Consider the following 16,260-nt stretch of genomic DNA (forward strand, 5'->3'; position numbering starts at 1 on the left):
TGAAAGCTGCAACTATCGCACAACCCAAATCTTCTAGCCTTGGGGTAATCTGTGAAATATTTTTCTCCACGGCCCACGCGCGATATGGACAGCTTCGACCAGCACATTCTCACCCTGCTTCAGCGCGACGCCTCGATCTCGCTCAAGGACCTGGCCGAGGCCGTCAACCTCTCCACCACGCCGTGCTGGAAGCGGGTCAGGCGCCTGGAAGAAGACGGCTACATTGTCGGCCGTGTCGCCCTGCTCGACCCGGAACGGCTGGGGCTGGGGCTGACGGTGTTCGTCCAGCTCAAGACCCAGCGCCACGACAGCGCCTGGCTGGAGCAGTTTGCCGCGACCGTGACCGGGTTCGAGGAAGTGATGGAGTTCTACCGCATGTCGGGGGACTGGGATTACATGCTGCGGGTGGTGGTGGGGGATATTGCGGCGTATGACCGGTTTTATAAAAAGCTGATCACCAGTACTGATGGGCTGTCGAACATCACTTCCAGTTTTGCCATGGAGCAGATGAAGTACACCACGGCCTACCCGGTGCATCGTTCCTGATCGGTGCTGGATTCTTCGCGGGCTTGCCCGCGAAGAGGCCAGCACAGGCAACCGATCAATCCGCGGCAAGCACCGCCGCAATCCGGTTCCCCGCCTTGGCTTTCTCGACCTTGATCGCCACGAACTTCGAGGTCGGGGTATAGGTCCCCTCGCCATAGCTTTCCAGCGGCACCAGCGGGTTGGTCTCAGGGTAGTACGCCGCCGCCTGCCCCTCGGGCACGTCATACGCCACCAGGCGGAAGCCCGACACCCGCCGCTCCACGCCATCTTCCCACAGCGACACCAGGTCCACATGCTCGCCCGGCTCGAAGCCCATCCGGCGGATGTCCACCTCGTTGACGAACACCACTTCACGCAGACCGAACACCCCACGATAACGGTCATCCAGGCCATACAGAGTGGTGTTGTACTGGTCATGCGAACGCAGGGTCTGCAGGATCAGGTCGGGCTTGTCACCGCGCGCCAGCACCTTGGCATTCACCAGTTGCTCCGGCAGCCGGTGCGGGCTGAAGCGCGCCTTGCCTGTGGCCGTGCGCCAGGTACGGTCGGCGGCATTGTTGCCCAGGTGGAAGCCGCCCGGGTGCTGCAGGCGCTCGTTGAAATCGGTAAAGCCGGGGATCACATCGGCAATCATGCTGCGGATGCGGCCGTAGTCGGCAACAGCGTACTCCCAGTCGATCGGCTGCTTGCCCAGGGTCGCCTGGGCCATGCCGGCGATGATCCACGGCTCCGAGCGCAGGTGCGGCGAGCGCGGGCGCAGCTGGCCGTGGGAGATGTGCACCATGCTGAAGGTGTCCTCCACGGTCACGCCTTGCGGCCCGCTGGCCTGCATGTCGATTTCGGTACGGCCCAGGCACGGCAGGATCAACGCATCGCGGCCAGTGACCAGGTGCGAGCGGTTGAGCTTGGTGGAAATCTGCACGGTCAGCGCGCAATTGCGCATGGCCGCATGAGTGCGCGGCGTATCCGGCGTGGCCTGGGCAAAGTTGCCGCCCAGGCCGATGAACACCTTGGCCCGCCCCTCTTCCATGGCCTTGATCGCCAGCACGGCGTTGTGCCCGTGGGCACGCGGCACGCGGAACCGGAAGCGTTTTTCGATGGCATCGAGCAGCGCCGACCCGGGCTTCTCGTCGATGCCCATGGTGCGGTCGCCCTGCACGTTGCTGTGGCCGCGCACCGGTGACAGGCCGGCACCGGGCTTGCCGACGTTGCCGCGCAGCAGCTGCAGGTTGACGATTTCCTGAACGGTCGGCACCGAGTGGCGGTGCTGGGTGACGCCCATGGCCCAGCACATGATCACCCGTTCGGCCTTGCGGTACATGCGCGCGGCCAGTTCGATCTCGGCCTGGGTCAGGCCCGACTGCTCGACGATGTGCTCCCAGGGCGTGGCATCCACGGTTTCCAGGTATGCGTCGATGCCACTGGTGTGCTCGGCGATGAAGGCATGGTCGAACACCGCCGGTTCGCCATTGGCCTGGGCTTCGCGTTCCCACTGCAGCAAGTACTTGGCAATGCCGCGCATCACTGCCATGTCGCCGCCCAGAGCCGGGCGGAAGTAGGCCGTGTTGGTTGGTTCGGAGCCATTGCTGAGCATCTCGAACGGGTGCTGGGGGTGCTGGAAGCGCTCCAGGCCGCGCTCCTTGAGCGGGTTGAAGCAAACCACCTGGGCACCACGCTTCACCGCTTCACGCAGCGGTTCGAGCATGCGCGGGTGGTTGGTGCCGGGGTTCTGGCCGATGACGAAGATGGCATCGGCCAGTTCCAGATCGTGGAACACCACGGTGCCCTTGCCAACGCCGAGGGTCTCCGACATGCCCACGCCGCTGGCTTCATGGCACATGTTCGAGCAGTCGGGGAAGTTGTTGGTGCCGTAGGCGCGGACGAACAGTTGGTAGAGGAACGCCGCCTCGTTGCTGGCCCGGCCCGAGGTGTAGAACTCGGCCTGGTCGGGCGATTCGAGTGCGCGCAAGTGTTGCGCAACCAGCGCAAAGGCTTCTTCCCAGCTGGTTTCGACATAGTGGTCGGTGGCCGCGTCGTAGCGCATCGGGTGGGTCAGGCGGCCCTGGTACTCCAGCCAGTAGTCGGTCTGCTCGGCCAGCGCACTGACGCTGTACCTGGCGAAGAATGCCGGGTCCACCGAGCGGCCGGTGGCTTCCCAGTTGACTGCCTTGGCGCCGTTCTCGCAGAACTTGACCATGTCGTTTTCCGGCGACTCGCCCCAGGCGCAGCCGGGGCAGTCGAAGCCGCCGTTCTGGTTGGTCTTGAGCATGGCCCGCAGGTTCTTGAAGGCATTGTCGCTGCCCAGCCAGCTCTTGGTCACGCTCTTGAGCGCCCCCCAGCCGGCGGCGGCGCCTTTGTAGTCCCTGATATGTTGGTCCTGGCTCATGCGATGAATCCTCACGCTTCGATGCTTTTTTTCAGCCTATGGAGCGTGGGGTAGAGCCGTCCAATCGAAAGATCTTACGGGGTGATAGGCGGTTTCGATCATGGGCTGGAACCGCGCCACGGCCTTCGCGGGTGAACCCGCTCCCACAGGCCCCCCACAGGTTTCGAGCCCTGCGCTTTACCTGTGGGAGCGGGTTTACCCGCGAATTGGGCGACGCGGTCAACACTTTGAAATACGTGGCCTGCAGCCATGATAGAGGCCATCGATCAATCGGTCGGACAAAGCAATTTGACGGCCCTGCGCCCAAGTTATAGCTTGGATCGAGTCCCAATCCATTCGAGCGCGAACGTGGAACAGAACAGCCGGGCCCTGATCGACGGCTTCAACCGGAAAATCGACTACCTGCGGATGTCGGTCACCGACCGCTGCGACTTCCGTTGCGTGTACTGCATGGCCGAAGATATGCAGTTCCTGCCGCGCCAGCAAATCCTCAGCCTCGAGGAACTGCTCCAGGTGGCCGAGCGCTTCGTCGCCCTTGGTACCCGCAAGATCCGCCTGACCGGCGGCGAGCCGCTGGTGCGCCAGGGCATCGTCGACCTGTGCGGGCGCATCGCCGCCCTGCCCGGCCTGCGCGAGTTGTGCCTGACCAGCAACGGCTCGCAACTCGGGCGCCTGGCCCAACCGCTGTTCGACGCCGGTGTCACGCGCCTGAACATCAGCCTCGACAGCCTGGACGCCGAGCGCTTCAAGCAACTGACCCGCACCGGCGACTTGCACCAGGTGATCGCCGGCATCGACGCCGCCCGCCAGGCCGGTTTCAAGCGCACCAAGCTCAACTGTGTAGTCCTCAAAGGCCGCAACGACCACGAACTGGTCGACCTGGTGCGCTTTGCCATCGACCGCGAACTGGACATCACCTTCATCGAAGAAATGCCCTTGGGCGTGATCAGCGAACATGAACGCGGCGAGTCGTTCTGCTCCAGTGACGAAGTACGTGCGCTGCTGGCCGAGCAGTTCACATTGGTCGAATCGACCGAGTCGTCCCAGGGCCCCGCCCGCTACTGGCGCCTGGCCGAAGCCGCCAACACTCGGGTCGGCTTCATTTCGCCACACAGCCACAACTTCTGCGCCACCTGCAACCGCGTGCGCCTCACCGTCGAGGGCCGCCTGCTGCTGTGCCTGGGCAATGAACACTCGGTGGACCTGAAGCAGGTGCTGCGCGCCCACCCCGGCAACCCCGAACGCCTGGAAAAGGCCATTCGTGACTCCTTGCACCTCAAGCCCTACCGCCATCATTTCGAAGTCGGTGGCGACGTGCAGATCCTGCGTTTCATGAACATGACCGGCGGCTAGGCAGCCGTCTCTGGATTTCCATGATCGTCCACCCCACCCCCGATGTGCTGCGTGTGCTGTTCACCCTCAAGGGTTCGATCGTCAAGCGCATCGCCCTGCGTTGCCTGACGATCACCCTGCTGGCCGCGCTGATCGTGTTGGTCGAGCGGCATTTCCCGGCGTTTTTCTACCCGGTCAGCGCCACCCCGTTCACCTTGCTGGGCCTGTCACTGTCGATTTTCATGAGTTTTCGCAACAACGCCTGCTATGACCGCTGGTGGGAGGGGCGCAAGGCCTGGGGCAAGCTGATCATCGAAACCCGTTCGTTCGTGCGCGAAAGCCTGGTGATTACCGACGAAACCCTGCGTGCCGAACTGTTGCGCAGCCTGTGCGGCTTTGCCCATGCGCTGAATGCTCGGCTGCGCAGCGAGGACGAACTGGCCGCCGCCCGGCCCTGGCTGGCCCGGCCCGATGCAATCAGCCCGCACAACGTGTGCGACGCCATCCTGCGCGAAATCGGCGGGCACTGCTCGCGGCTGGCAACACAGCAGCAGATCAGTGACTGGCGCTACAGCCTGCTGGAGCAGCGTCTGGTGGGGCTGACCGAAGTGCAGGCTACCTGCGAGCGGATCAAGGGCACGCCGTTGCCGTTCCCCTACACGCTGCTGCTGCACCGCACCATCTACATCTTCTGCCTGTTGCTGCCGTTTGCCCTGGCCGAGCCGCTGGGCTGGCTGGCGCCGCTGTTCACCACCATCGTGGGGTACACGTTCTTCGGGCTGGATGCGATTGGCAACGAACTGGAAGACCCGTTCGGGCGCGATGAGAACGACCTGCCGACCGATGCCATGGTGCGGACCGTGGAGCGCGATGTGCTGGCGGGGTTGGGGGAGCAACAGCTACCGCCGGTGTTGTTGCCGGTGGACCATGTATTGAGCTGACTGAATGCAGTGGCCTGTGCCGGCCCTTTCGCGGGTAAACCCGCTCCTACAGGGCCCCCACAGGTTTCGAACCCTGCGCGATACCTGTGGGAGCGGGTTTACCCGCGAAGAGGCCGGTACAGGAGAAAACTCAGCCCCGGCTTGCACAGGCCTCGATCGGTTTCAGGTGCTTGACGAAGTTGCACGGCCGGTGCCGCGCATCCAGCTGCTCCGCCAGGATGCCCTCCCACGCCGTACGGCAGGCCCCGGTGGAGCCCGGCAGGCAGCACACCAACGTGCGGTTGGACAGCCCGGCCAGCGCCCGGCTCTGCACGGTCGAGGTGCCGATATCGAGAATCGACAGGGCCCGGAACAGTTCGCCAAAGCCATCGATGCGCTTGTCCAGCAGGCACTCGACCGCTTCCGGCGTGCTGTCACGCCCGGTAAAACCGGTACCGCCGGTGATCAGCACCACCTGCACCTGCTCGTCGGCAATCCAGGTGGCGACCTGGGCGCGGATCTTGTAAAGGTCGTCCTTGAGCAACGCCCGCGCCACCAGGCGGTGGCCGATCTCCACCGAGCGGCTGGCCAGCAGCTCACCGGAGGTGTCGTTGTCGTAGGTACGGGTGTCGCTGACAGTCAGCACGGCGATGTTGAGCGGTACGAAGACCGCATCGGGTTGGACGCGCACGGTGGGGCTCCTCGAGTGGCATTGCCGCCACGCTAGAGGCATGGCCCGGGGGCGTCCAATCGATATGGCGTACCGACTCATCAATGACATCTATCGCAGACGTGGGTTAAGGTCTGCATAACCCGATACCAGGCACCTCCATGGACATCAAGCAGCTCAAATTCCTCATCGCCCTCGACCAGACCCGCCACTTCGGCCAGGCGGCGGCGCTGTGCCATATCACCCAGCCGACGCTGTCCATGCGCCTGCGCAACCTGGAGGACGAGCTGGACCTGGTACTGGTCAAGCGCGGCCAGCGCTTCGAAGGTTTCACCGAAGCGGGCGAGCGAATCCTGGCCTGGGCCCGTACCCTGCTCGCCGCGCACGATGGCTTGCAGGCCGAAGCCGCCAGTTGCCGCGGCCAGGTGGTCGGCAGCCTGCGCCTGGGCACGGTGCCGCTGGCCAGCTTCAACCCCATGCACCTGCTGCTGCCGCTGCGTGAAAAATACCCCGAACTGCACTTCCAGATCAGCTCGCTAAGCTCGGAACAGGTGATCGACGGGCTCAGCCGCAACCAGCTCGACCTGGGCATCTGCTACCTGGACCAGGTCAACACCAGCTTCTTTGAAGTGATCGAACTTGGCACCACCACCATGGGCCTGCTGCACGATACCCGGCACTTCCAGTTCGCCAGCGACACCCTGCGCTGGGACGAGCTGGGCGACATTCCGCTGGGCCTGCTGAGCAAGGGCATGCACTACCGCCAGTCGCTGGACCTGAGTTTTCGCAGCCGTGGCCTGGAGCCGAATGCGGTACTGGAAAGCGACTCGAGCTTCCAGCTGATCCAGGCCATCAACACCGGCATGTGCTGTGCGGTCATGCCACTGGACTGCGGGCTGGAAGACCTGAGCGAGCACCTGCGCATCCTGCCGGTGGCCGACGCCGCCATCCACAGCCCGGTCGGCCTGCTGCTGCGCCGCAGCGAACCGCGTTCGGCAATTGCCGAGCAGTGCTTCGATGAGGCGCGGGCGCTGTTTCAGGCCAACTGAGTGCTGGTTGCCTGGCGGTACTGGCGCGGGGTGAAGCCGGTCAGTTGCTTGAACTGGCGGCTGAAGGCGCTGTGGTCGGTATAGCCGCAGCACATCGCCACTTCAGTGATCGGCAGTTCCGAATGCAGCAAACGGTGGGCGTGCTCCAGGCGTGCCTTGTGGATCATCTGCCGTGGCGTGAGGTGGAACACCCGCTTGCAGTAGCGCTCCAGCTGGGCCACGGAAATGCCAGCGATACGGGTCAGCTCGCCCATGCTGATCGGCTGGTGGAAATGCCGCCGGATATGCTCGTCCACCGCCGCCAGGCGCTGGTAGGCAGGATGGCTGTCGGCGGCTGACTGCAAGTCGACCGAGATGCCGACCAGGCCAATGATATCGCCGGCACGGTTGTACAGCGGGCGCTTGTGGGTCAGGCACCAGCCAGGCTCGCGGCTGCCGTAAAGATGCAGCTCCAGCTGGTCTTCCAGCACCAAACCCTCCTTGAGAACGCGACGGTCCTGCTCGGTGTAGCCGGGGCCCAGCTGTGCCGGGAACACTTCGGCGCTGGTCTTGCCCAGCAGCGGTTGCAGGCGCTTGAGGCCACAGCGCTGGACCAGGGTGTTGTTGGCCAGCACATAGCGGGCGGCCGGGTCCTTGATGAAGATCGCGGCGTTGGGGATGGCGTCGAGGATCGGCAGCAGCAGGGACACACCGGCGAGCAGGGCCTCGAGGTTGGCGGGGCGGTGCTGGTCGAGGGACTGGTACAGGGTTGCCAGGGGAGTGTCGGTCATCTGCTCTCTCTCGGTTTGCTGTGCCGGCCTCTTCGCGGGTAAACCCGCTCCTACAGGTACTGCGCAGCCCTCGAAGCTGCGGAGATACCTGTAGGAGCGGGTTTACCCGCGAAGAGGCCGGCACAGCAAGTAAATGTCTACAACCCTTATGCGTTAAGGCTTACAGCCTATCCACCACCCTTCCCTCATACCACTGCTTTTTCGCAACTGTGCCGATTTCGTCATCCCCCCTGCAGAAAAACATCAAGAACCGCCGCCCCGATCGGTCCACTCTATGCCCCACGCAAGCCGCCCCAAGTCCTACAAGAGCGCGGCCCAAAAAGCCGCATCTCGTGACATCAGACCTGCCTATCCAATAACCAACAAAAAGGCGAACCCATGTCAGGCAAATTCAAAAAACAGTTGTCATTGCTGGACCTCACCTTCATCGGCCTAGGCGCCATCTTCGGCTCCGGCTGGCTGTTCGCCGCCAGCCACGTCTCGGCCATCGCCGGCCCGGCCGGCATCCTGTCCTGGTTCCTTGGCGGCTTCGCCGTACTGTTGCTGGGCATCGTCTATTGCGAACTGGGCGCTGCCCTGCCGCGTGCCGGGGGCGTGGTGCGCTACCCGGTGTACTCCCACGGCCCGCTGCTGGGCTACTTGATGGGTTTTATCACCCTGATCGCCTTTTCCAGCCTGATCGCCATCGAAGTGGTCGCTTCGCGCCAATACGCCGCCGCCTGGTTCCCCGGGCTGACCAAGGCCGGCTCCAGCGACCCGACCGTGCTCGGCTGGCTGGTGCAGTTCGCCCTGCTGGGGCTGTTCTTCTTCCTCAACTACCGCAGCGTGAAAACCTTCGCCAAGGCCAACAACCTGGTCAGTGTGTTCAAGTTCATCGTGCCGTTGCTGGTGATCGGCGTGCTGTTCACCTTCTTCAAACCGGAAAACTTCGAGGTCCAGGGCTTTGCCCCGTTCGGTCTGTCCGGCGTTGAAATGGCGGTATCGGCCGGTGGCATCATCTTCGCCTACCTGGGCCTGACGCCGATCATTTCGGTGGCCAGCGAGGTGAAGAACCCGCAACGCACCATCCCCATCGCGCTGATCCTCTCGGTACTGCTGTCCACCGCGATCTACGCCCTGCTGCAACTGGCCTTCCTCGGCAGCGTGCCGACCGAAATGCTGAGCAACGGCTGGGCCGCGGTGACCAAGGAACTGGCCCTGCCCTATCGCGACATCGCCCTGGCCCTGGGTGTGGGCTGGCTGGCCTATCTGGTGGTGGCCGACGCGGTGATCTCGCCCAGCGGCTGCGGCAACATCTACATGAACGCCACCCCGCGCGTGGTCTATGGCTGGGCGCAGACCGGCACATTCTTCAAGTACTTCACCCGTATCGACGCCGAGTCCGGCATCCCGCGCCCGGCGCTGTGGCTGACCTTTGGCCTGTCGGTGTTCTGGACCCTGCCGTTCCCGTCCTGGGAAGCGCTGATCAACGTGGTTTCCGCCGCCCTGGTACTGAGCTACGCCGTGGCCCCGGTCACCGTCGCCGCCCTGCGCCGCAACGCCCCCGACATGCCGCGCCCGTTCCGGGTCAAGGGCATGGGCGTGCTCGGCCCGCTGTCATTCATCATCGCCGCGCTGATCGTGTACTGGTCGGGCTGGAAGACCGTGTCGTGGCTGCTGGCCCTGCAGATCGTGATGTTCGTGCTGTACCTGCTGTGTGGCCGCTTCGTGCCGACCCAGCACCTGTCGCTGGCCCAGCAAGTGCGCTCGTCGGCGTGGCTGATCGGCTTCTACGCGGTGACCATCCTGCTGTCGTGGCTGGGCAGCTTCGGCGGCCTGGGAGTACTCGGCCACCCGTTCGACACCGTGGTCGTGGCCGCTTGTGCGCTGGGCATCTACTACTGGGGCGCGGCCACCGGCGTGCCTGCCCACCTGGTGCGCCTTGAGGGCGAGGATGAAAGCGAAGCCTCCTCCGAAAGCTACCCAGGCCAGCGTCCTGCCGCCGTCGCCTCCTGACCCACTCTCGAATGGATATGCCCATGAAACACGTTCACGTCATCGACTCGCACACCGGCGGGGAACCAACCCGCCTGGTGATGAAAGGCTTCCCGCAACTGCATGGCCGCAGCATGGCCGAGCAGCGCGATGAACTGCGCGAGCTGCACGACCAGTGGCGCCGCGCCTGCCTGCTGGAGCCTCGCGGCAACGATGTGCTGGTCGGTGCACTGTACTGCCCACCGGTATCGGCCGACGCCACGTGCGGGGTGATCTTCTTCAACAACGCTGGCTACCTGAACATGTGCGGGCACGGCACCATCGGCCTGGTCGCCTCGCTGCAGCACCTGGGCCTGATCGCACCGGGCGTGCACAAGATCGATACCCCGGTCGGCCAGGTCAGCGCCACCCTGCATGAAGACGGCGCCATAACCGTCGGCAACGTGCCGTCCTACCGCTACCGCCAGCAAGTGCTGGTGGACGTGCCCGGCCATGGTCCGGTGCGCGGCGACATCGCCTGGGGTGGCAACTGGTTTTTCCTCGTCTCCGAACACGGCCAGCGCATCGAGCTGGGCAACCGCGAGGCGCTGACCGAATACACCTGGGCGATGCTCAAGGCCCTCAAAGCCCAGGGCATCACCGGTGAAAACGGTGCCCCCATCGACCACGTCGAACTGTTCGCCGACGACGCCAACGCCGACAGCCGCAACTTCGTGATGTGCCCCGGCAAGGCCTACGACCGCTCGCCCTGCGGCACGGGCACCAGCGCCAAGCTGGCCTGCCTGGCCGCCGACGGCAAGCTCGACGAAGGCCAGACCTGGGTACAGGCCAGTATCACCGGCAGCCAGTTCCAGGGCCGCTACGAGCGCGACGGCGAACGCATTCGCCCGTTCATCACCGGCCGCGCCTACATGACCGCCGACAGCACCCTGCTGATCGACGAACAGGACCCGTTCGCCTGGGGCATCTGACCCCGGCTATTTCCAAAAAAACGAATATCGCGAGGAGTGACAACAATGACCAACAACATCTTCACCGGCACCATGCCCGCCCTGATGACCCCCTGCACCGCCGAGCGCAAGCCGGACTTCGACGCCTTGGTACGCAAGGGCCGCGAACTGATCGAGGCCGGTATGAGCGCCGTGGTGTACTGCGGCTCGATGGGCGACTGGCCGCTGCTGACCGAAGCAGAGCGCCAGGAAGGCGTGGCGCGCCTGGTGGCCGCCGGCATCCCGACCATCGTCGGTACCGGCGCGGTGAACACCCGTGAAGCAGTATCTCACGCCGCCCACGCGGCCAAGGTTGGTGCCGCCGGCCTCATGGTCATCCCTCGCGTGCTCAGCCGCGGTGCCTCGCTGATTGCCCAGAAGCACCACTTCTCGGCCATCCTGGCAGCCGCACCGAAGCTGCCGGCGGTGATCTACAACAGCCCCTACTATGGCTTCGCCACCCGCGCCGACCTGTTCTTCGAACTGCGCAGCGAGTTCCCCAACCTGATCGGCTTCAAGGAGTTCGGCGGTGGCGCCGACCTGCGCTACGCCGCCGAGCACATCACCTCCAAGGATGACGACGTGACCCTGATGGTCGGCGTCGACACCCAGGTGGTACATGGTTTCGTCAACTGCAACGCCACCGGTGCCATCACCGGCATCGGCAACGCCCTGCCGCGTGAGGTGCTGCACCTGGTGAGCCTGAGCAAGCAGGCGGCCAAAGGTGATGCCAAGGCCCGCCGACTGGCGCGTGAACTGGAGGCGGCGCTGGCGGTGCTGTCGTCGTTCGATGAAGGCTGCGACCTGGTGCTCTACTACAAGCACCTGATGGTGCTGAACGGTGACAGCGAATACAGCCTGCACTTCAACGAGACCGACGTGCTGACCGACGCCCAGCGCAACTATGCCGAGCAGCAGTACGCGCTGTTCCGCAGCTGGTACGCCAGCTGGTCGGCTGAGCAGAACCTGGCCTGATCACCTGATTCCAGGCCGAGCCGCAGCCCCTGTGGGAGCGGGTTCACCCGCGAACACCGGCGAAGCCGGTGCCAGGCACCGAGTCGCCTGCTTCGCGGGTAAACCCGCTCCTACAAAGGCCGCGCTCTCTCTTGATATTGATTCCAAAGGAGGCTCCATGACCCTCACAGGCAACCTGCTGATCGGCCAGACGCCGGTAACCGGCAGCCGCGAAGCCATCCGTGGCATCGACCCGGCCACCGGCCAGACACTGGAACCGGCCTACCTCGGCGGCACCGGCGAACACGTGGCCCAGGCCTGCGCCCTGGCCTGGGCGGCGTTCGATGCCTACCGCGAAACCTCGCTCGAGCAACGGGCACAATTCCTCGAAACCATCGCCACGCAGATCGAAGCGCTGGGTGATGCCCTGATCGATCGCGCCGTGGCCGAAAGCGGCCTGCCAAAGGCGCGCATCCAGGGCGAACGTGGCCGCACCTGCACCCAGTTGCGCACCTTCGCACGTGTGGTGCGGGCTGGCGAATGGCTGGACGTGCGGGTCGACAATGCCCTGCCTGAGCGCCAGCCCCTGCCGCGTGCCGACCTGCGCCAGCGCCAGGTGGCCCTGGGGCCGGTGGCGGTATTCGGCGCCAGCAATTTCCCATTGGCCTTCTCGGTAGCCGGTGGCGACACCGCCTCGGCCCTGGCCGCCGGTTGCCCGGTGGTGGTCAAGGCCCACGGCGCCCACCCGGGCACCAGCGAGCTGGTCGGCCAGGCAGTCGCAAAGGCCGTGAAGCAATGCGGCTTGCCGGCCGGTGTGTTTTCGCTGTTGTACGGCTCCGGTCGTGAAGTGGGCATTGCGCTGGTCAGCGACCCGCGCATCAAGGCCGTTGGCTTTACCGGCTCGCGCAGCGGTGGCATTGCGCTGTGCCGGGCGGCCCAGGCCCGCCCCGAGCCGATCCCGGTGTACGCCGAAATGAGCTCGATCAACCCGGTGTTCCTGTTCGACACCGCCCTGCAGACCCGCGCCGAGGCACTGGCACAAGGCTTCGTCGCCTCGCTGACCCAGGGCGCCGGCCAGTTCTGCACCAACCCCGGCCTGGTGATTGCCCGCCAGGGGCCGGCGTTGCAGCATTTCATCGACGCCGCCAGCGAACACGTGCGCCAGGCTGCGGCGCAGACCATGCTCACCCCGGGCATCTTCAGTGCCTACCAGGCCGGTGTCGGCGCCCTGGCCGCAAACGCCAATGCCCAGGCCGCCGCCAGTGGCCAGGCCGGGCAAGGCCCCAACCAGTGCCAGGCGCAGCTGTTCGTGACCCAGGCCGAAGCGTTCCTCGCCGACCCGGCGTTGCAGGCCGAAGTCTTCGGCGCGGCGTCGCTGGTGGTGGCCTGCGCCAACGATGAGCAAATGCGCCAGGTGGCCGAGCATCTGGAAGGCCAACTGACCGCCACCCTGCAACTGGACGATGCCGACATCGACAGCGCCCGCGCCCTGCTGCCGACCCTTGAGCGCAAGGCTGGCCGCATCCTGGTCAATGGCTGGCCGACCGGTGTAGAGGTATGCGACGCGATGGTCCACGGCGGGCCGTTCCCGGCCACCTCCGATGCCCGCACCACTTCGGTGGGCACGGCGGCGATCCTGCGCTTCCTGCGCCCGGTGTGCTACCAGGACTTCCCCGATGCCCTGCTGCCGCAGGCACTGAAACACGGCAACCCGCTGCAGCTTCGGCGCCTGCTCGACGGTAAACGGGAAGGCTGAGCATGGTCGAAACCGCTGAAACCGATATCGCCGTGGTCGGCGCCGGCATTGTCGGCGTCGCCTGTGCCCTGCAACTGGCCCGCCAAGGCCGCCGGGTAACCCTGGTCGACCGCCAGGCACCCGGTCGAGGCGCGTCCTACGGCAACGCCGGGCACCTGGCCACCGAGCAGGTATTCCCGATTGCCGACCTGTCGATTCTCAAACGCCTGCCGCGCATGTTGCTGGACCCGATGGGCCCGTTGCGCCTGGACTGGAAGTACCTGCCCAAGGCCATGCCGTGGTTCACCCGCCTGCTGCTCAACCTGCGCCCTGGCCCGTTCCAGCGCAGCGTGGCCGGCATCCGCTCGTTGAACGAAGGCAGCCTGGGTGCCTGGCAGCGGCTGCTGGGCTCGATCGGGCGCGGCGAACTGTTTCAGGAAGATGGCTCGCTGCTGGTGTTCGAGCGGCCGGAGTCGCGCCAGGCCCTGGAGGCCTTGCGCGCGCGCATGCAACAGCAGGCGGTGGCGGTGGACTTCTGGTCGGCCGACACTGTGCGCGAGGCAGCGCCGCAACTGAGCCCGTCGTTGCTGGGTGGGCTGTTCTTCCCACGTACCGGGCACTTCATCGACCCCTACCGGGTGGTGTGCGAACTGTTCGAAGCGGCCAAGGCCAGTGGCGTGCGTTTTGTCCAGGCGCAGGTCGATGGCGGGCGGCTGCACAGCGGCGGGGTCAGGCTGGCCAGCGATCAGGGCACGCTCGATGCCCGCCAGGTGCTGATCAGTTGTGGTGCGCATTCCGCGCGGTTGACCGCCACACTGACAGGCAAGCAGGTGCCGCTGGACACCGAGCGCGGCTACCACCTGATGTTGCCTGGCGAGCATCAGCGTTTGCCGTTTGCAGTCACATCGCTGGAGCGCAAGTTCATCATGACGCCCATGGCCGAAGGCCTGCGCCTGGCCGGCACGGTGGAGTTCGCCGGGCTGGACGCGCCGCCGAGCATGCAGCGGGCTTGGCAGTTGCACCGGTTGAGCAAAGGGTTGTTCAGGAGGGACCTGAGTGTTGAGGGAGCGACGCCTTGGATGGGCTTCCGGCCTTCATTGCCAGATTCGTTACCGGTGATCGACCGGGTGTGTGATGGGCGGGTTTTGTTGGCATTCGGGCATCAGCACCTGGGTTTGACCCAGGCGGCGGTGACAGCGGAATGGGTGGGGCGGTTGGCTGACAGGGAGAGTGGGGCTGATATGGCGGCTTACCGGTTGGACCGGTTTTAGCCTGTGCTGGCCTCTTCGCGGGTGAACCCGCTCCCACAGGGATCGCGCAGGCCTTGAGGGCAGTGGAGATCCTGTGGGAGCGGGTTTACCCGCGAATGGGCTGCAAAGCAGCCCCCTTCATGCCTCAGCGATAACGCTCGAGCCAGTGCGCATACGGTGCAGGCAAGGTCCAGGAGGCTTTCTCCACGCCCAACTCCTTGGCCGCAAAGTAAGCCCAGTGCGGGTCTGCCAGGTGCGCACGCCCTACCGATACCAGGTCCAGCTGATTGGCTTGCAGCGCTGCTTCCGCCAGTTTCGGAGTACCAAAACCCCACGCCGAGGTTACCGGCAGCTTCGCCTCACGACGCACGCGCTCGGCAATCGGCCCCATGAACGCCGGGCCCCACGGGATATTGGTGTCGGGAATGGTGAAGCCGACACTCACGCTCAGCAGGTCGAGGCCGCCAGCCTTGAAACGGCGCGCCAGTTCGATCGACTCTTCCAGCGTCTGCTCATCCCGGCCGTCGTACTCCAGCACACCAAAACGCGCGGTCAGGGGCAGGTTCTCTGGCCATACCTCACGTACCGCTGCCAGGGTTTCCAGCAGGAAGCGGCTGCGGTTGTCGAAGCTGCCACCGTAGGCGTCGGTACGCTTGTTGGAGTGCTCGGAGAAGAAACTCTGGCCCAGGTAACCATGGGCAAAGTGCAGCTCGATCCACTCGAAACCGGCATCGCGCGCACGGCGGGCGGCATCGACGAAGTCCTGCTTGACCCGGGCGATGTCGTCCAGGGTCATCTCGCGCGGCACTCGTGGCAGGTGCGCGCCGAAGGCGATGGCGGACGGGGCAATGGTTTCCCAGCCGCGAGCGTCGTCGGCGGCAATGTGGTCGTCACCCTCCCACGGGCGGTTGGCGCTGGCCTTGCGCCCGGCGTGGGCAATCTGGATACCCGGCACGGAACCGGCGGCCTTGATTGCCTGCACCACCGGCACGAAAGCCTGGGCGTGGGCATCGCTCCAGATGCCGGCGCAACCGGGGGTGATGCGCCCTTCCGGTGCCACGGCAGTGGCCTCGACCACCAGCAAGCCGGCACCGCCACGGGCCAGGCCGGCCAGGTGCACGTGGTGCCAGTCGTTGATCATGCCGTCCTCGGCCATGTATTGGCACATCGGTGGAATGGCAATGCGGTTGCGCAGGGTGACGTCCTTGAGGGTATACGGTTCGAACAAAGCGGACATGGGCAAGCTCCCGGGCTATCTGATTACGATTGTTCGATCATAATCGAACTATGGCAATTAATGATAGCCCCGTTATCATGACGACCATGCGAGCCTATCAACATCCCAATTCTGAAGACCTCACCCTGGAACGCCTGCTCTATGCCCTGAGCGACCCGGTGCGCCTGGGTATCGTGCGCCACCTGGCGGGCGTGGCCGAAGCCAGCTGTGGCGAGCTGGATGGCGGCCGGCCGAAGTCGAGCATGTCCCACCATTTTCGCGTGCTGCGTGATGCGGGGTTGGTGCATACCCGCAATGTGGGGACTACCCACATGAATTCGTTGCGTAGCGAGATGCTGGGGGAGCGGTTTCCCGGGCTGCTGGACTGCATTCTGCGGCAGCAGTGATTTTCCTGTGCCGGCCTCTTCGCGGGTAAACCCGCTCCTACAGGGTAATCACTGTCTTCAAG

The 16,260-nt window shown here is 65.0% G+C and carries 14 protein-coding genes; 10 read left to right on the forward strand and 4 right to left on the reverse strand.

Annotated features, from left to right (window positions below):
* Positions 1–84 precede the first annotated feature (84 nt).
* The gene (locus tag E5221_RS20995) at positions 85–546 is read left to right on the forward strand and encodes an Lrp/AsnC family transcriptional regulator (protein WP_038410090.1); all 462 of its coding nucleotides are present in this window, start codon (positions 85–87) and stop codon (positions 544–546) included.
* A gap of 55 nt (positions 547–601) precedes the next feature.
* Here the strand turns inward: E5221_RS20995 and E5221_RS21000 are convergent, their stop codons facing one another.
* Positions 602–2,932 carry an FdhF/YdeP family oxidoreductase gene (locus tag E5221_RS21000; RefSeq protein ID WP_247846399.1) on the reverse strand — a complete coding sequence of 777 codons (2,331 nt, stop codon included), beginning with the start codon at positions 2,930–2,932 and terminating at the stop codon, positions 602–604.
* Positions 2,933–3,280: 348 nt separating this feature from the next.
* Here E5221_RS21000 and moaA point away from each other — a divergent pair, with 348 nt between their 5' ends.
* Together moaA and E5221_RS21010 are read left to right on the forward strand one after the other, a co-directional pair.
* Positions 3,281–4,285, forward strand: coding sequence for a GTP 3',8-cyclase MoaA (gene moaA / locus E5221_RS21005; protein ID WP_039613983.1), 1,005 nt, complete (start codon positions 3,281–3,283; stop codon positions 4,283–4,285).
* Positions 4,286–4,305: 20 nt separating this feature from the next.
* On the forward strand, positions 4,306–5,205 hold the full coding sequence (locus tag E5221_RS21010) for a bestrophin family protein (RefSeq protein WP_015271362.1): 900 nt from the start codon (positions 4,306–4,308) through the stop codon (positions 5,203–5,205).
* A gap of 130 nt (positions 5,206–5,335) precedes the next feature.
* Here the strand turns inward: E5221_RS21010 and moaB are convergent, their stop codons facing one another.
* On the reverse strand, positions 5,336–5,875 hold the full coding sequence (moaB, locus tag E5221_RS21015; RefSeq protein WP_003259533.1) for a molybdenum cofactor biosynthesis protein B: 540 nt from the start codon (positions 5,873–5,875) through the stop codon (positions 5,336–5,338).
* A gap of 140 nt (positions 5,876–6,015) precedes the next feature.
* Between moaB and E5221_RS21020 the strand changes: the two genes are divergently transcribed.
* Complete coding sequence (locus E5221_RS21020; protein ID WP_015271363.1) at positions 6,016–6,903, forward strand: LysR family transcriptional regulator; 888 nt, start codon at positions 6,016–6,018, stop codon at positions 6,901–6,903.
* On the opposite strand, the gene E5221_RS21025 is transcribed toward E5221_RS21020, so the two are convergent.
* A complete protein-coding gene (locus E5221_RS21025) occupies positions 6,891–7,673 on the reverse strand; it encodes an AraC family transcriptional regulator (protein ID WP_247846401.1) in 783 nt (260 codons plus the stop codon). The genes E5221_RS21020 and E5221_RS21025 overlap by 13 nt on opposite strands.
* A gap of 378 nt (positions 7,674–8,051) precedes the next feature.
* Here E5221_RS21025 and E5221_RS21030 point away from each other — a divergent pair, with 378 nt between their 5' ends.
* From E5221_RS21030 to E5221_RS21050, 5 genes are all read left to right on the forward strand, one after another.
* Positions 8,052–9,668: an APC family permease gene (locus E5221_RS21030; protein WP_013973778.1), complete on the forward strand. Its 1,617-nt coding sequence runs from the start codon at positions 8,052–8,054 to the stop codon at positions 9,666–9,668.
* Positions 9,669–9,691: 23 nt separating this feature from the next.
* The gene (locus tag E5221_RS21035; protein ID WP_247846402.1) at positions 9,692–10,618 is read left to right on the forward strand and encodes a 4-hydroxyproline epimerase; all 927 of its coding nucleotides are present in this window, start codon (positions 9,692–9,694) and stop codon (positions 10,616–10,618) included.
* 45 nt (positions 10,619–10,663) lie between these two features.
* On the forward strand, positions 10,664–11,611 hold the full coding sequence (locus E5221_RS21040) for a dihydrodipicolinate synthase family protein (protein ID WP_013973780.1): 948 nt from the start codon (positions 10,664–10,666) through the stop codon (positions 11,609–11,611).
* Positions 11,612–11,768: 157 nt separating this feature from the next.
* Positions 11,769–13,346: an aldehyde dehydrogenase (NADP(+)) gene (locus E5221_RS21045; RefSeq protein WP_247846403.1), complete on the forward strand. Its 1,578-nt coding sequence runs from the start codon at positions 11,769–11,771 to the stop codon at positions 13,344–13,346.
* Between the two features lie 2 nt (positions 13,347–13,348).
* Positions 13,349–14,596: an FAD-dependent oxidoreductase gene (locus E5221_RS21050; protein WP_039613977.1), complete on the forward strand. Its 1,248-nt coding sequence runs from the start codon at positions 13,349–13,351 to the stop codon at positions 14,594–14,596.
* Between the two features lie 124 nt (positions 14,597–14,720).
* Here E5221_RS21050 and xenA read toward each other — a convergent pair whose 3' ends face one another.
* Positions 14,721–15,812, reverse strand: a complete 1,092-nt coding sequence (gene xenA, locus E5221_RS21055) for a xenobiotic reductase XenA (protein ID WP_024087583.1) — start codon at positions 15,810–15,812, stop codon at positions 14,721–14,723.
* 50 nt (positions 15,813–15,862) lie between these two features.
* Here xenA and E5221_RS21060 point away from each other — a divergent pair, with 50 nt between their 5' ends.
* The gene (locus E5221_RS21060; RefSeq protein ID WP_003259528.1) at positions 15,863–16,198 is read left to right on the forward strand and encodes a helix-turn-helix domain-containing protein; all 336 of its coding nucleotides are present in this window, start codon (positions 15,863–15,865) and stop codon (positions 16,196–16,198) included.
* Positions 16,199–16,260 lie beyond the last annotated feature (62 nt).

The sequence above is a fragment of the Pseudomonas sp. A2 genome (genome assembly GCF_023100865.1).
In the GTDB taxonomy this organism is placed as follows: domain Bacteria; phylum Pseudomonadota; class Gammaproteobacteria; order Pseudomonadales; family Pseudomonadaceae; genus Aquipseudomonas; species Aquipseudomonas asiatica.

Bases quoted from the DNA above. Each gene is read 5' to 3' on its own strand.
- E5221_RS20995 (WP_038410090.1), top strand. From the start codon at position 85: ATGGACAGCTTCGACCAGCACATTCTCACCCTGCTTCAGCGCGACGCC.
- E5221_RS21000 (WP_247846399.1), bottom strand. From the start codon at position 2,932: ATGAGCCAGGACCAACATATCAGGGACTACAAAGGCGCCGCCGCCGGC.
- E5221_RS21010 (WP_015271362.1), top strand. From the start codon at position 4,306: ATGATCGTCCACCCCACCCCCGATGTGCTGCGTGTGCTGTTCACCCTC.
- E5221_RS21020 (WP_015271363.1), top strand. From the start codon at position 6,016: ATGGACATCAAGCAGCTCAAATTCCTCATCGCCCTCGACCAGACCCGC.
- E5221_RS21025 (WP_247846401.1), bottom strand. From the start codon at position 7,673: ATGACCGACACTCCCCTGGCAACCCTGTACCAGTCCCTCGACCAGCAC.
- E5221_RS21030 (WP_013973778.1), top strand. From the start codon at position 8,052: ATGTCAGGCAAATTCAAAAAACAGTTGTCATTGCTGGACCTCACCTTC.
- E5221_RS21035 (WP_247846402.1), top strand. From the start codon at position 9,692: ATGAAACACGTTCACGTCATCGACTCGCACACCGGCGGGGAACCAACC.
- E5221_RS21040 (WP_013973780.1), top strand. From the start codon at position 10,664: ATGACCAACAACATCTTCACCGGCACCATGCCCGCCCTGATGACCCCC.
- E5221_RS21045 (WP_247846403.1), top strand. From the start codon at position 11,769: ATGACCCTCACAGGCAACCTGCTGATCGGCCAGACGCCGGTAACCGGC.
- E5221_RS21050 (WP_039613977.1), top strand. From the start codon at position 13,349: ATGGTCGAAACCGCTGAAACCGATATCGCCGTGGTCGGCGCCGGCATT.
- xenA (WP_024087583.1), bottom strand. From the start codon at position 15,812: ATGTCCGCTTTGTTCGAACCGTATACCCTCAAGGACGTCACCCTGCGC.
- E5221_RS21060 (WP_003259528.1), top strand. From the start codon at position 15,863: ATGGCAATTAATGATAGCCCCGTTATCATGACGACCATGCGAGCCTAT.